The sequence below is a fragment of the Hahella ganghwensis DSM 17046 genome (assembly GCF_000376785.1).
GTDB lineage: Bacteria > Pseudomonadota > Gammaproteobacteria > Pseudomonadales > Oleiphilaceae > Hahella > Hahella ganghwensis.
Window position 1 is genome coordinate 22779 of the sequence record NZ_AQXX01000077.1, and the last position, 14105, is coordinate 36883.

The window sequence follows — 14105 nt, forward strand, 5'->3', positions numbered from 1 at the left end:
CTTGGGTATGAAGTACAAACTGGTTTTAGCGCTTTTTCTTTGCTTAATGAGTCGCGGCGTTGATGCTCTTGAGGGATCAATCAAAATTGCCAGGGGGGATGAAAACTATCCTCCCATGGAATACATGGATAATGGCCAGCTGACAGGCTTCCATATAGAGCTGGTTAACAGGGTATTTTCTGACCTCGGTCGCTCTGTTGAATATGTCAATTTACCCTGGAAACGGGCCCTTTGGCTGCTCGAAAAAGGCCACGTGGATGCTGTCACCTTTATTTCAAAAACCGAAGCTCGCACCCGATTTGCCATTTTTCATCCACAAAACATCATCTCCGTCTCTCACCTCGCCTTCGTCAGAAACAGACTGGCTGACACGCCATTCCCTTTCAACGGCGATCTGGAGAGCGTCAAACATCATCGAATAGTAGTGCCTTTAGGGTTTAAGTTTGGCAATCAATTCGACACCTTTCCCTTCACCAAAAAAATTGAGATCAGCGGCGTTGATAGCGTGCTGAGAGAGCTGGCCAACAACAAGAATGCCGTGGCAGCTTTAAGCATCAGTTTTGGCCAGCTTGAGCACCTTAAACGCTACGCCCCGGTAGCAATAGACAGCCTTGAAGTTGTACAACCCTACATCGCGAACACGGATGTTTATATTGGGTTTTCAAAAATCAAGAACCATGAAGCCCTGGCAGAAAGTTTTGCTAATGCGTATTCAGCACTCAAGAAAACCGATTTTTACTTTAAGCTGCGACAAAAGTATCAGCTCATTGAGTCAAACTAAGCCCCCAGCCAGACACCCCTCCATAAATACAAATATATTATCCATATTTTTCAATTATTTAATCGAAACTTCTAATAAAGCACTTTAACTTTTGAAAACTTCACCTTTCATATTTTTTATCCACTTGGTTTCCACTTTTATTCACTTTGCCCAACACCTGCGCTTAAGCGAACATCAGTGATTAGCATTTCCACCCCCACCCAATTGATAACCTGGTGTCAGCATTCGGCAAATCCATGCTTTCAACCCACAAACACTGGCTTTTAATGTCAGGTCACTTAAGATTGGAAGCTTCGCATTGATAAATGACCATCTGTATCTAAGAAAAGGAGTTTCTCATGAGCCTCGCATTGATGGCGCTATGCTTTATTTTTTTGACATTCTATTTCGTGTTGAACCAACTTAAAAAACAGAAGAAAAGCTTCAACTACCGTGTGCTAAGCGCGTTAGCCGGCGGTCTGCTTTTTGGTGGTGCCATTCAGCTGATTTTGGGAGCTGGCAGCGAAACCGGCACCAAATTCGCGGAATTCATTTCCCTATTCGGCGATGGCTACATCAAATTACTGCAGATGATCGTCATCCCATTGGTGTTTGTCGCCATGACCGCCTCCATTATGAATGTTGAAGGCAATGGAGCCCTTTCTCGAATTGCACCGAAGATTATCGGCATGCTGATGTTCACCGTGGCGATTTCCGCCGCCATTGGTGTCGCAAGTATCTACCTGTTTAATATTGACGCCAATAATCTTGTAACTTCAGCCGGGACTAACAGCGATATATCGGCGAGGAGTGAGAAGCTTTTATCCACACAGGAATTCATGACAACCAACGGCATCACCAATCTGGTTCTGTCAGTGATCCCCTCTAATATTTTCAGCATGCTGGCGGGATCAGAGAGAGCCTCAACGCTTTCTACCGTTTTGTTTGCCATATTTCTGGGCTTTAGCATTCTTCAGGTAAAAAAGCGCCAACCAGAAAAAGTTCAAAGCTTTGTGGACTTCATCAATGCCGCAAAGGAAGTGGTTCTGTCCATGGTGCGCCAGATACTGAAACTAACCCCTTACGGTGTATTTGCGCTGATGACCGTCTTCATGATGAGCAATAACCTCTTTGCACTGGCAGAGATGGGGCGCTTTCTACTGGCCAGCTATGTCGCCATTGGCGTGATGTTTATAGTTCACTTGGTGCTAGTCGCTGTTTTTGGTCTTTCCCCCGTAAAGTTTGCCAAAAAGTCCTGGCCAGTGCTGGTATTTGGCTTCGGTTCCCGTTCGAGCATGGCCGCAATTCCACTAAATGTTGAGACCCAGACCCAGCGTCTTGGCGTTGATGAAGAAACTGCAAATATGTCAGCCACTTTCGGCACCAGTATTGGGCAGAACGGTTGCGCGGGAATCTATCCGGCCATGCTGGCCGTAATGGCTGCACAAGTGATGGGCATCCCAATTGATCCGAGCTTCCTGGTCCAGCTGGTGATTGTAATCGCCATCGCTTCTTTCGGTATCGCCGGCGTGGGCGGTGGCGCAACTTTCGCCGCCGTGGCGGTGCTGACGATCATGGGGTTGGACATCACAGTGGCCGCCATCCTGATTTCCATCGAAGCGCTGATAGATATGGCAAGAACGGCGCTCAATATTTCCGGATCAATGCTATCTGGCACCCTGACAGCAAAAAGAAATGGCACACTCGATCTAGAACAATACGAGGCTGACGGCACCGTAGAAAGAGAGTCGGAAGGAGCAGGGATTGCAGCGGAGCTCTCATAGCCACACTGCCTGCCACTTTTGTCACATAGAGCTCAACACCCACAAAGTCTTTAGGGCTGCCTAGAAATAACACCGTGACAAGCATTTCAATCAAGTGCTTGTTACGGCTCACTTCCGATTTTGAATCAATCCCAATATGCCGAGCGACCAAAGCAACCTTCCTTACCATAGTTTTTAGTTTCCGCAGGCCAAATAACAACTTACCAACAAAAAAATCCATACTTACAAGCTATCGCGATAGCGCTCTTCAACGAACGCATGTAGAATGCGCGCCCCTTCAAACGCTACCGCAAAAGGCAAAAAGTGCAGGAAAGAGACGCCAAACTGTTATTTGAAGCAGGAGATTTAACTTCTGCTATGATTCAGCCAGCCCCGATGGAGCATGGATGGATTATCGGACTGAAGAGAAAAAGCTCAAAAAATCTCGTCATGCTCGTCAGTTTCAGAGATCGCAGAAATCCTCAGGTATTCAAAACGCTGGATGCGGCTTTTGCCAGAGTGAAAAAGATCGGGTTTCGGACTGCAAGTGTCACCGGGTAGGGTTCTACCAGGAGTTTGCTGAACGCAGTTCACAGCAGATTTGCGGAAAGCATCACAAAAATATATGCATAATGGACTATATATCACCTTTTGGTGACACCCTATAATTGCCCCCGCAATTCTGAAGCATCCTCTAATGGAGTAGAACATGACCCATGCATCCCGCAGCGATGATTTACGTTTTTCAATACCCGTTGAACGTTCTGACCGGTTTTATGTTGAAAACGGCGAATGGTTTTACACCACCCGCGAAAACCTTGCTATCGGCCCTTATCCTTCCCAGACAAAAGCCAGGCAGGGGCTCGATGCTTACTTGGAATATATGGGGGAAACGACTCTAACCCCCAGCGGCTGACTTTTTTCGGCCGCAATCTTCCAAGGCCACGATCATTCCTCTTTCAGTATTCTCACTTCTCGTTGCGGGAAAGGGATTTCAATGCCGTTATTCTGAAGTGTTTCCAGGATAATAAGCAGCAGATCACCACCGACCCTGTTTCGCCCATCATCGATACCTTCCATCCAAAATTCCACAAACATGTTAATACCGGAATCTCCGAAGCTATCGATTTCACAATCGGGACGCTCTTCAAACGGAATATCTTCTCCACTGATCACCTGCGGATGCGTGGCCACGGCGGCCTTAACCAGTTCCACCATCTGCCTTACATTGGTTTTGTAAGCTACTGAGAAATCCACCCGATATCGTTGCTTTGTATTCTTGTGTGTCCAGTTAGTGAAGCTACTGGTGATGAACTTCTCGTTAGGGACAACAATATCCTTACCGTCGAAGGTTTCGAGGGTTGTTGAGCGCATGTTTAACTGAGTTACCAGGCCGGTTCGACCATCTTCAAGTTCTATGTAGTCCCCCACAGACACCGAACGATCCAGCAGAATAATCACCCCGGAGATAAAGTTGGAGGCAATCGCCTGCAATCCGAAGCCCAGCCCTACCCCTACAGCCCCCCCCAAATATGGCTAGGGCGGTAAGGTTGATCCCCATGACCTGAAGCATTAACAGAAAAATGATAAAGAACAGCGCGATTTCAAATAGTTTTGCCAACACTTCACGGGTACGGATGTCCAATGACTGCTGTCGCCGAATAATGGTTTGCCCCGTGGAGTTCGATACGCGTCCCAACCAGAACAGCAGCGACCCGAATAGCATCACTCTCACCAGACCGTAAACGGACAGATTGATATTGCCGATCTCAATGGCAATTGATTCAAGCACTCTGGTGATGTCGTCAAGCACACCAATTAAATGTAAAAACAGTATTGGCAATCCAATCCAGCGAAAAGTCTGCGCAACCAAGCTGCCTGGAATGGCCAGTGTTATAAAGGAGTTATAGAGCAGCAGCATCGCGACGATCAGCGCGCCTTTCATCAGCCAGCCTTCTTCCATAACAAGCTGACTGAACTCGAGCGTCAGCCGTAGTAGCAATATGGCAAACAGCGGAAACAACAATCGACCGAACCGATAAGTGAGATTTAGAACAGGATGCTCCTGTGGGCGGCCAGGAGGCTCGTTGAATAAGGGAATAAGCTTTCGAAGCTTTCCTGCCAGCCCATAGGCTAACGCATAGACCAGGATGATAATGCCTATTTCACTATAAGTTTCTATACGGGTAATCGATTCTAAAGCGCTATCAAAAAGATCCTTGAATGTGGACAACAGTAACTCTTTGTTCATGCCACTCCGCCTCTTTCAACAGAGTTCAGAAGCGTTTGAATCAACCTTATCGGACACACCGCCAGGATTGGATCCAAAGGCTCAATTTTTTAATTATTGAAGACAACAATACGCTTTAGAACCTCCTTAAGCGCCCGCCACGAAACTCTCCTGAACCGCATATCAGTCACCTCTTGCTTTTTCAGAACCTCCTAAATCATTGAATAATGTTAAGAATAGTATGGCCTAAACGATATTGCACACCAGAGACACGGCCGGACCCGCTCACGCTAATAAAACGAGTTTCTCCGCGCTAATGGATTTTTACCCAGACAAAGACTATAACTATGTATCTGATCAAAGAATGTACAGCTGCGCAACACTTCCTGTGATCTGCCTGGCTGGACAGCAACAAGCCGACAAATACAGGGAAAGGTACTCACATATGCTCAATCAAATCTGACCAACAAATAAAGACAGTCACAAAAACAGGTGCTTTGCTGAGAAAAAGCGGATCAAACTCACCTATTACAAGGACGAAGTCTAATGAAATTAGAACATCATGAATGGGCTCTGGAACATCTGGAGACTCATTTGCAAGCTGCTGTGGATCTGGAATTGTGGACCATCCCCTTTTACATGTCAGCCATGTATTCAATCAAAGACCGTAATTCTAAAGCCTACCAATTGATACGTACGATCATTAATCAGGAGATGCTGCATTTGCAATGCGCGGCCAATATGGCCAACGCCTACGGATATTCACCGAAAATCAGCACTCCGGTTTATGAAGGGACCTACATACCACATCTCAATTTCAGTTTGGACCCTCCCGAATCGACAGCGCCTTATAAGCCTTACACGGCAGAAATCGGACCACTTGATGAGCTGCACATCAATGCCATGTGCCTGGTGGAAATTCCTGAATTCGACACTTCCCTGAAAAACATCGCTCTTCAAACCAAAATAGAGGAATACGGAAGCATCGGCGCGTTTTACCAAGCCTTACGGATAGGGGCGTCCCTGCTCAAAAAAGATATCAGAGGCGGTGTCAGGCAAGTGAATTATTTCACCAGCTTTTATCGCAACATGCCTGACATGATCGTTACTGATTCCGGAGCCAAAGGATTCGATCAGGTCAGCCTTTTGATTGACCTGATAACAGATCAGGGCGAGGGTCAATGCAAGGTCGATGAAACCATTCCCAAAGTATTCCAGAATACGGCCGATGACATAGAGCCAGCCGGTGATCATTTCACCAAATTCAATCAAATCAAGGAAGAAGGCGGAGCGAATGGTAACCTTTTGCCGGAAACCTTCCCGACCAAACCCCGTGGCGAATACACCGAAGAAGATAAGCAACTGGAACACATCCTCATCGAGCAATTTACTCAGCTGACCGCACTCCTTGAAGGATTGTTCAGAGGAGAGAATCCTGAAAACTTCTTCCCAATTATGGCCAGTGTCGGCGGCGCAATCCGTAACTGCTGGGAACATGGCGTAACCCCTAAATTCAGGTAATGCCTTATAGGGTAAAGCTAAGCCACTTAAATTGAAGGGATGATCAATGATGAACAAAAAAACCGTATTCAGGGTACACCCCACCGTCAATTTTGCCCGTTTCGGCACTAGCGAAGACTATATTCTTTCTCCGGAAACCAGTGCAGGACTGCCTCAAAAAGGCACGGCCGTGACCGGAGGACTGCCTATTAAAAAAGGCACAGAAAACACCCCTGTCACCAGCAAAGACCTCCGCGACACCCAGGGAAACCTGAAAAAACAGGCGGCACGCTTTCGAATATTTGCTTATGACGCCGACTGCACATCCACCTATCCCAGCGGAGACGGCGTGGAAGTCACTCTCGGCACCAAGCTACCAGACGGCAGAGTTGTCAAAGATCTGATCTGGTCCTGCCATCTCGCGAATAAAAAGGCCGCCGCCTATAACGTGGTGAATAACAAAGGAATCGAGGCATATGCTGATGGCCAGGTTCCCCAGTTACGCAACCCAGAGGTACACGGAACCATCGATTCTGTCTACCGCTTAAATCGATTAATGATTGATCCAGGTCCACGCGCAATCAGAGCAAAACCAAGGGAGTTCGCGGACTTCAGTCGCTGCTCGCAGGCTTCATGCGTAAGGGAAAAAGGCAAGATAGAACCATTGCCTGACTACCCTATCCGCTTCCCGGAAGATACCAATGATGAATTGTTTGAACCCAGCGGGCCGCTGGATACCTTGGGCCAAATGCTGACCGATGACAAAGGTCGACTATTGGTTCTCTCAGCTTCGGGTAATGCCGTTGGCCAGTATGATGAATACGGTGTACCGATTCAGATGACCGGCGATCTCAACAATGTCGGATGGTTTGATTCGGCGGCTGACGGACCGGTTAAAGTCACTCTGGTATTCGAGGACGACACCACCGAAGAAGCCTTTGGTGCCTGGGTGGTTTGCGGCGATCCTGCCTACGCCCCACAGATCCGGAATGTGGTCTCCGTGTGGGATGACGTCTATAACATGTTTGTCAGAGACCTGGACCTGCAGCCTGATCTTTATGGAGAAGTTCCGGGCGAAGCTGAAAAGAGGTACAACCCGCACTACAAACCAAACTTCACTCAAGATATTCAACCAGTCTTTATTGCCTGTAACCTGCAGCGCTGGACAGCCAACTTGCCTCCCCTCGCCCTGGAGGCGCACAAGTCAGTGGTTGGAATCAGCGAAGACGATGACCCGAACAAAACCATCATGGCTGCCCTCAACTTCATACGGAATCCGAACGCCGACGAAACCAATATTGGCACACCGTTGATGCCATTATCTCTGGGGGCTGCAGGCACCTCTTTCCTCACAGTCACCAAAACCCAGTACTTCCTGATGGAGCAATGGAGCAAAGGTCACTTTGATAAGGGAGAAGTCTGCAAACTGGGGGCCGGTGAAGCCCTTGATGTTGCCTCAATGGCAAATTGTTTGGGTGGACGCTATGTTCCCGGCATCGAAGTCAGTTACACCATTATGGAGAAGGACATTTACATTCAGGACTGGAGCACCTCTGGAGCCGGGCCTTTCCGTATCAAACACTATCCATTGACCTACGACGGCCTGAAGAAAGACACTCCCTACCTTAGTAGTGGATGGATACCTCTGCATGACATGACCGACGGTCTGCAGCCTGGAGATGTCTCCAAGTTCATGGCAATCCCCTGGCAGACGGATTACAACTCCTGCTCTATTCACGCGACTGCCATCAATACGGACGGGGTAAATGAGAGCAACGGTGCGGAATCAACTCTGTACTGGTCCTGGCCGTCACAAAGACCTGATGCAGTCTACGTGGCAGAAGAGGTCTACAATAATGTTCTTCCCAAACAACAATGGTCGATTCGTGGCCCCGGCACCTATGCAGTGAATCCTGCTTCTGCAGCAACCTTCCAGGATCCACTGCAATCGGTACAGGACTGGGACAAAATCGGCATCATCATTCAGGGTATCAACGTGGAGAGCGATACTCAGACCTACTCTCCTGAACTCTACCTTGAGGTGCAAAGTCAGCTCACCGCACCAGGCGATGCCACCGACCCCGTCCCAGGCTGGCCGTTTAATGCCAACCCTCCCAAGAAGAAAAGAGGATGTCCCCACAAATGATGTCTATTGGCATAAAGCACAAGCAGAAAATAAAATGCTGAATAAGACATATGATGTGGTTGTTTTGGGTGGTGGCCCCGCCGGTCTGGCGGCGGCCATCGCCATTCGGTGCAAAACGCAGGCCTCTGTTTTGGTTGTTGAACGACAAGCTCCCGGAGAAGAACGACTTGGTGAAAGCTGCCCTCCGGAAACCATTCTGCTATTAAAAAAACTGGGGGTGGCGAAGAGGTTCTATCAGGCCGGACATGAAACCTGCCCTGGCTACGCCTCGGTTTGGGGGCGGGCGGATGCCGGATATAACGACTTTATTGTGAACCCTTTGGGCCCCTCCTGGCGGCTTAATCGAAAAATATTTGACCAGATGCTGGTAGACAGAGCAATAGAGTGCGGTGCTCAAGTCAGTTGGTCCACTCGCTTTTTGGATGCTTTTCAGGGCAATGATAAAGCGTTGACTCATCACCTGATCCTCACAGCCGTTGAGGATCAATCGCCTCATGATAAAAAAACGATCGAAGTTCAGACGTCATTTGTTGTGGACGCCACGGGATTTAAGGCGCATTTCGCCCGCACCCTAAATATTCGCAAGGAAATGGACGACCAGTTATTCGCGATTGTTCGTTTTGCTGACGTCGCCGCAGGTGAAGGCGTTAAACAGATACAACTTGAAGCCGTGCCTGAGGGCTGGTTCTATCATGCCCAAATTCCAGGTGGTAGAGTCGTCAGTATGATAGCGACTGAGAAGCCCTCAATCTATCAACTCAAGCGCGACCAATTTCGACCATTCGAGAAGGCCATCGAAAAGACGTCATTCATCGGCCCGAACATTCGCAAACTCAGCCTAAAAGAACACAGTTACCACACCTGCCCCATTCATTCAGGGTACCTCCGGAAAGTTGAAGATCAGAATTGGATCGCTATCGGTGATGCGGCTTTAAGTTTCGACCCCATAGCTGCCCAGGGGATCTATAAAGGATTAAGTCACGGCTTACTCGCTGCTGACAAGGTAGCGGCATCATTCAACAAGGAAGAAACCCGCTTTCCGTCATTTACTGACCAGATTGACAGGCAATACGAGGTCTATCAAAGAAACCGCGCGCATGTGTACAGCCTGGAGCGCCGCTGGTTAAATTCGGATTTCTGGTCTGCACGGAATGATCGAATTAACGCTGTCGTCGGGGAAGCCTAATCATGTCCAATGAATAGGCTTCCCCGGCGTCGACTACAGGGAAACCACTTAAAGTCTGGTGTACAAATGAAAGTGGCTGCTCCGTAGATTGTTGATACATCGAGCCGCCCTATTTTTTACTTAGGGGCTGGGGTGATAGTAATCACGGATCACTTGAGGACAGCTATTTCCTCAATTGCGTATATACCACAACTCATGGAATGAAAATTTAACCGAATGACTTGAATAACTTCAGTAATTTCTGAGTAACTGAAGGGCTCTACTGATTCAAGCTTTCCAGCACCTTCAACCAAGTCAGATAAATCCACTTCTCTCCCCAGGAGTTATAACGCATGGTTCTGCGGTTGGTTACAGTTGACACCTTTTTGCCCAGCGAAGCGATGCCAAAAAGGTGTCAACTGTAACCAATCCGTAGCAGCCACTTGTTAGCTGATTACTCCGCTTCATTGCGGACCCATTTATTATCTAAACTTTCTCTCTCTGCTTCCCAACCAGATGATAAATCAGCAAGTTCATTTAGGCTAGGATCTCTCTCAATAAGGTGACCAATACCTACAACACTAGCACCTTCAGTTGACTCGTGGTCATCACCGCAAAGAAACTGCCAGTTTTTTTCACCATGATAAACATATAAAATTGGTTTTTTGTTTCTAAAAACGCAACCACATACTATTACCCTAAGATTATCAGGTTTAAATACCATTTCTTACTTCCTAGTATTCACGTTCTTATTCGACTCTATTCCGGGTTCACTTTGTTACTGCAACACTCTTGTATAAACCGTGTAGGAGCCAGCCTCGGTGGGGCGAACAACATGGCGCTTGTTATGCTGCTTCTATACTTCGTCACGGAGTCTTTCTCTTGCCTCAGAAATAATATCTGACCAATTTTCAGAGAATGGCTCAGCTAGAACCTTCTCAAAAATGCATGTGAGATTCCACAGAGCCCTTTGTTCTGCCTGATCTTCAATACTTAACTTGTCTTCATCAGAGAACCTAGATAGCAACTCAAACAAAACCAAAGCCTCATCTTTTGTTAGCTTGATGGATACTTCGTCCATGCTTCCTCACAGATAACGCCCACAGCATGGGAGACAAGCCGGAGCTGCACTTTGTGCAAGCATTTTAATGCGCACAAAATTCAGCGGAGCGTTTGGCTTCCCATAGTTGTGCTGGTTATACGCTCTTTTAATACTCAACATAAATATACCCATAGTCTGTAATATTTTTTTGTGCTTCTTGCATCGATTGTATTTCATTAAGGAGGTTGGATTTAGCGACTCTTTTTTCGTACTAGCCACATTGATTTGATGCATAGATAAATTCAATAAGTACATCTTCACCTGAGTCACTGCCCCATATATTTATTTGGTGCGAGTATTTGTAGTCATACTGAATCGCAGGTAGGTAAAATGAAATACTATCTTCTCTATTATAGAGATCGGAAGCCAACTCAGCTATTTTTTCGGGAGATCCATACCGCCCCCAATATCCTGGGGCATCATTAACGTAGTAACCTCCTTTTCCTCCCATCTCGAAAAAATATCGAATTTTTGGCAAAAGACTTTTTATTGGCCTCCCAATAGAGACATCCCACAAAGTATATAAATAGTCTCGTTTTCTAATTTTCATCCGGGTTCACTTTGTTACTGCAACACTCTTGTATAAACCGTGTAGGAACCAGCTGTATTTTGTCCGTTTGAAGAGCTTGTTAGGTGCTAAGCCCAGCCCTTCTTGAAGGCTCGACTTGATGCAGATATCGCGTAAATGTATCTTTTGGACGTTCAAGATTATTTTCTGCCAGCACTCTAGATGCCATACCTCTGTGGTTACTACCATGAGTTAATAAATGGAGCAGTATCTCTTCGACTGACATCTGCCCTGTATCACCATCGACAAAATTAAATGAAACAATCCTTTTCAGTTCTTCTTTGGATGTTGATTCTGCAAAATCAACTAACCATGAGTCATTTTGATTCATTGTCTCACGTAGCTCTGATAACGTTGGGGTCTCTACTGTATTATCACCACTATATTTTTCAGGCTCACCTAAGATTCGGCTGATAAATAGACTATCAACGACCGCAGTATGGTTTAAGATTCTGATGAAAAATGTACTATCACTTTCTGGAAGTTTTGAGAACTGCTGTTCTCCAAAGTTAAGCAACTCATTATTTGCCCACTTTTTATATTGAAACGCCTTAGCAAACTGCATTTTTACTCCATTTTTATTAGTTGTTTTTGCTGAAACTGACCGGCACCTAACGCGTTGCCAAATTGCGCCGCCAGGCGTCAATTCGAGCAGTTTGTTATGTATTTGGCACCTCATTATTGATACTTAAATAAGGTGCCCCATGTTTGTTTTTGCCAATAACTGTTGCTGCAGCTCGATCACCAATATTAAGTAATTTTGTTGGCTTTTTGATAGCACCAGATAAATAACCATCGGCTTGATCGCAAAGATAGCCCCATTCATAGTCTTTTGTAATTATCATGGTGTAAACATCTCCAGTTTCGCAACTATCTATAGCTGACTGTTTTCTCTTTTTTATTGCTTCTCGTTCAGAGCGTTCTTCGGGGCTAATCTGGCTTACCGAGCAATATTTATCATCTTGATAGGTGACATATACAGGTATCCTTTCACCACATATAGTTTCTTCTTTACCAGCTACATGAAGCTCTAGCTCTCTACCTTTTTGCTCTAATACTCTTAGTTGTGCTTCCGTACCATCCTCTAGCTCTACAATATAACCCAGATCAAATCTTGACTTAATTAACGCAAATGTTGGTTGAATCCACCTCCTATTGCCTAACGAGGCTGTAGAAAAACTCTGGGATTTCCACAACCTTTAAAAATGATCAAAATACGACCTACCATATGCGCTTCTACGTGAATTCTGCATGCATTTCACCCTTTACTTTCTTCAAAATTTTACGTAACGCGCGGCCAGAAAAATGTGTTGAGATTTTCCTACAGCCTCAACGCCTTGCTCTGGGCAAACCGAAGCGCAGCGTAGGGTTGTCCCTAGCAGCACTTTGTTATAAGCCGCCGCTCCAATTTTGTAATTGCTTTTAATATTTCTTCTCGATTCTGCGCTGCCTTTACCCATTTAGGGAGCCTCGTAAAGTACGACCACTTGGTGCCGCTTGATACTCTGTGCTGTGCCGCTATGTACTCTTTTAGGTGCTTGAGATGCTCAGCACCATAAACCCAGACAGTGCCGTGACGTGTAGGTTCTTTTAGTGCCAACTCAAGACCAAAGAACGGATCAATTGCATGATCAGATGGCTCAGTGCGTGTAAACTCCAACGCAACTTCGTTTTCTGAATTACATTGTGGACACTTTTCACTTGAAGACTCTGACTTAATTTTAGAGGCATCTTCTAATTCTTTCTCTACCCGAACCCACTTGAGGCCACAAGAACGACAGGGACGCTTACCCATACCAAGAACTGGACCATGCCAACCATCACGCTCAGTTTTCATTGAATGTGAACAGCTGTGACAAAGAAAGGTTGCACGCCAATCCCTCCACATAGGATTGCCGTCTATAACGCCTACACCACCACACTTTGGACAGACAGCTTCAATATAAGTCGCCCAATGTAATAGCGGATATCCTTCGTCTATATATCTCGTGCTCATACTTTCTTAAGGCTTATAACGCCTCAAACACCGGCTTGGTGAAGTTGGCGGCTTTTTTGGAACAAAAAAGGTGACAGCTTTGCCAAATCCGCGTGATTTGACTTGTTAGCAGTTGCCAAGCCGAACCTCCCCTGACTCAAGAACACCAACTATCAAGCTATGATAAGGGTCTTGCGCATCTTCATTTATTGCCCATTGCCAATCTACTATTTCGGTATCAGTTGTAAATAGTAGCCTGACTCCATTTTCAAAACTCAGTTCTAAGCTTGAATCAGCGTTCAGGACCACTTTCGTTACCTTTTTACGCAGGGTCGCTGTAAGGATGGTAGCTTTAGCAATATCTTCTTTATCTATTGCTTCGGTTATCGGTGAATACTCGGACATTAGTTTGTTTAGAGCTGCCTCATCAGAAGAAACCATATTTTGAGAAATCAGCCAAAATCGGTCGAAATATAGGTCGAACGTATCCCCGAGACTAACCCTAGAATAAAAATTCCCAAGTAGCTTTTCCTCTAATACTTCGATCGCGCTCATAAGTTCCTAGTGACTGCTAACATCTATGGACGCTCCACCTGTTGCAAGAAGATCCATTGATTAATTGGTTGTGCAGCCATCTATTCGGACTTTGCCTTACTGCCATGCCTATGTCCCTGATGATTTCCGCTAATCCGATTCTAAACATTTGGACGTTCTATTAAAACGATGTTAGGCCCAGAGTTCTCGGATTACGGTTCAACCGATTTGCCATCAATTTGACCTTCCCACACACAACGCGACGTTAACATTCTATTTGTTCAAACCACTTGATAATGCTCGTCATAACTTCTGTGATGATAAAGCATTGCCCAAGCTATCCGAGCCAGTTTATTAGCTAG

Annotated in this window: 16 protein-coding genes; 7 read left to right on the top strand and 9 right to left on the bottom strand. The window is 46.1% G+C overall.

The annotated features are described in order from the left end of the window. The first annotated feature begins 7 nt into the window (after window positions 1–7). From F566_RS0104525 to F566_RS0104540, 4 genes are all read left to right on the top strand, one after another. Window positions 8–781: a substrate-binding periplasmic protein gene (locus F566_RS0104525; protein ID WP_083921006.1), complete on the top strand. Its 774-nt coding sequence runs from the start codon at window positions 8–10 to the stop codon at window positions 779–781. 338 nt (window positions 782–1119) lie between these two features. Then, window positions 1120–2544, top strand: a complete 1425-nt coding sequence (locus F566_RS0104530) for a cation:dicarboxylate symporter family transporter (RefSeq protein WP_020405787.1) — start codon at window positions 1120–1122, stop codon at window positions 2542–2544. A 357-nt stretch (window positions 2545–2901) separates the two neighbouring features. Beyond that, a complete protein-coding gene (locus F566_RS0104535; RefSeq protein WP_211210600.1) occupies window positions 2902–3084 on the top strand; it encodes a hypothetical protein in 183 nt (60 codons plus the stop codon). A gap of 148 nt (window positions 3085–3232) precedes the next feature. After that, a complete protein-coding gene (locus tag F566_RS0104540) occupies window positions 3233–3439 on the top strand; it encodes a DUF6316 family protein (RefSeq protein ID WP_020405789.1) in 207 nt (68 codons plus the stop codon). A 32-nt stretch (window positions 3440–3471) separates the two neighbouring features. Here the strand turns inward: F566_RS0104540 and F566_RS37575 are convergent, their stop codons facing one another. Together F566_RS37575 and F566_RS37580 are read right to left on the bottom strand one after the other, a co-directional pair. Next, window positions 3472–3954 (bottom strand): mechanosensitive ion channel family protein, encoded by a 483-nt coding sequence (locus tag F566_RS37575; RefSeq protein ID WP_342662529.1) that lies wholly within the window; start codon window positions 3952–3954, stop codon window positions 3472–3474. Next, complete coding sequence (locus F566_RS37580; protein WP_245555143.1) at window positions 3932–4774, bottom strand: hypothetical protein; 843 nt, start codon at window positions 4772–4774, stop codon at window positions 3932–3934. The genes F566_RS37575 and F566_RS37580 overlap by 23 nt, the downstream gene beginning before the upstream one ends. Before the next feature lie 525 nt (window positions 4775–5299). On the opposite strand from F566_RS37580, the gene F566_RS0104550 reads away from it, so the two are divergent. From F566_RS0104550 to F566_RS0104560, 3 genes are read left to right on the top strand one after another with little or no spacing between them, the layout of a single operon-like run. Further along, the gene (locus F566_RS0104550) at window positions 5300–6274 is read left to right on the top strand and encodes a ferritin-like domain-containing protein (protein ID WP_020405790.1); all 975 of its coding nucleotides are present in this window, start codon (window positions 5300–5302) and stop codon (window positions 6272–6274) included. A gap of 46 nt (window positions 6275–6320) precedes the next feature. Then, entirely contained in the window at window positions 6321–8399 is a 2079-nt protein-coding gene (locus tag F566_RS0104555; protein WP_020405791.1) for a LodA/GoxA family CTQ-dependent oxidase, read from the top strand. A gap of 34 nt (window positions 8400–8433) precedes the next feature. Then, a complete protein-coding gene (locus F566_RS0104560; RefSeq protein ID WP_020405792.1) occupies window positions 8434–9585 on the top strand; it encodes an NAD(P)/FAD-dependent oxidoreductase in 1152 nt (383 codons plus the stop codon). A gap of 433 nt (window positions 9586–10018) precedes the next feature. On the opposite strand, the gene F566_RS0104570 is transcribed toward F566_RS0104560, so the two are convergent. The 7 genes from F566_RS0104570 to F566_RS0104600 all read right to left on the bottom strand — a co-directional run bounded on the left by F566_RS0104570 (window position 10019) and on the right by F566_RS0104600 (window position 13764). Then, complete coding sequence (locus tag F566_RS0104570) at window positions 10019–10288, bottom strand: hypothetical protein (RefSeq protein WP_020405794.1); 270 nt, start codon at window positions 10286–10288, stop codon at window positions 10019–10021. Window positions 10289–10420: 132 nt separating this feature from the next. After that, window positions 10421–10645, bottom strand: coding sequence for a hypothetical protein (locus F566_RS0104575; protein WP_020405795.1), 225 nt, complete (start codon window positions 10643–10645; stop codon window positions 10421–10423). A 232-nt stretch (window positions 10646–10877) separates the two neighbouring features. After that, the gene (locus F566_RS0104580) at window positions 10878–11216 is read right to left on the bottom strand and encodes a hypothetical protein (protein WP_020405796.1); all 339 of its coding nucleotides are present in this window, start codon (window positions 11214–11216) and stop codon (window positions 10878–10880) included. A gap of 79 nt (window positions 11217–11295) precedes the next feature. Further along, window positions 11296–11799, bottom strand: coding sequence for a DinB family protein (locus F566_RS0104585; protein WP_020405797.1), 504 nt, complete (start codon window positions 11797–11799; stop codon window positions 11296–11298). A 94-nt stretch (window positions 11800–11893) separates the two neighbouring features. Then, the gene (locus tag F566_RS0104590) at window positions 11894–12430 is read right to left on the bottom strand and encodes a hypothetical protein (RefSeq protein ID WP_020405798.1); all 537 of its coding nucleotides are present in this window, start codon (window positions 12428–12430) and stop codon (window positions 11894–11896) included. A 179-nt stretch (window positions 12431–12609) separates the two neighbouring features. After that, entirely contained in the window at window positions 12610–13071 is a 462-nt protein-coding gene (locus F566_RS0104595; protein ID WP_020405799.1) for a hypothetical protein, read from the bottom strand. A 264-nt stretch (window positions 13072–13335) separates the two neighbouring features. After that, window positions 13336–13764 carry a hypothetical protein gene (locus tag F566_RS0104600; RefSeq protein WP_020405800.1) on the bottom strand — a complete coding sequence of 143 codons (429 nt, stop codon included), beginning with the start codon at window positions 13762–13764 and terminating at the stop codon, window positions 13336–13338. Window positions 13765–14105 lie beyond the last annotated feature (341 nt).

What these genes read in the sequence shown, in the direction of transcription:
- F566_RS0104600 (WP_020405800.1), bottom strand. Translation starts at nt 13,764, where the DNA reads ATGAGCGCGATCGAAGTATTAGAGGAAAAGCTACTTGGGAATTTTTAT.
- F566_RS0104580 (WP_020405796.1), bottom strand. Translation starts at nt 11,216, where the DNA reads ATGAAAATTAGAAAACGAGACTATTTATATACTTTGTGGGATGTCTCT.
- F566_RS0104550 (WP_020405790.1), top strand. Translation starts at nt 5,300, where the DNA reads ATGAAATTAGAACATCATGAATGGGCTCTGGAACATCTGGAGACTCAT.
- F566_RS0104535 (WP_211210600.1), top strand. Translation starts at nt 2,902, where the DNA reads ATGATTCAGCCAGCCCCGATGGAGCATGGATGGATTATCGGACTGAAG.
- F566_RS37580 (WP_245555143.1), bottom strand. Translation starts at nt 4,774, where the DNA reads ATGAACAAAGAGTTACTGTTGTCCACATTCAAGGATCTTTTTGATAGC.
- F566_RS0104540 (WP_020405789.1), top strand. Translation starts at nt 3,233, where the DNA reads ATGACCCATGCATCCCGCAGCGATGATTTACGTTTTTCAATACCCGTT.
- F566_RS0104555 (WP_020405791.1), top strand. Translation starts at nt 6,321, where the DNA reads ATGATGAACAAAAAAACCGTATTCAGGGTACACCCCACCGTCAATTTT.
- F566_RS0104595 (WP_020405799.1), bottom strand. Translation starts at nt 13,071, where the DNA reads ATGAAAACTGAGCGTGATGGTTGGCATGGTCCAGTTCTTGGTATGGGT.
- F566_RS0104575 (WP_020405795.1), bottom strand. Translation starts at nt 10,645, where the DNA reads ATGGACGAAGTATCCATCAAGCTAACAAAAGATGAGGCTTTGGTTTTG.
- F566_RS0104560 (WP_020405792.1), top strand. Translation starts at nt 8,434, where the DNA reads ATGCTGAATAAGACATATGATGTGGTTGTTTTGGGTGGTGGCCCCGCC.
- F566_RS0104530 (WP_020405787.1), top strand. Translation starts at nt 1,120, where the DNA reads ATGAGCCTCGCATTGATGGCGCTATGCTTTATTTTTTTGACATTCTAT.
- F566_RS0104585 (WP_020405797.1), bottom strand. Translation starts at nt 11,799, where the DNA reads ATGCAGTTTGCTAAGGCGTTTCAATATAAAAAGTGGGCAAATAATGAG.
- F566_RS0104570 (WP_020405794.1), bottom strand. Translation starts at nt 10,288, where the DNA reads ATGGTATTTAAACCTGATAATCTTAGGGTAATAGTATGTGGTTGCGTT.
- F566_RS0104525 (WP_083921006.1), top strand. Translation starts at nt 8, where the DNA reads ATGAAGTACAAACTGGTTTTAGCGCTTTTTCTTTGCTTAATGAGTCGC.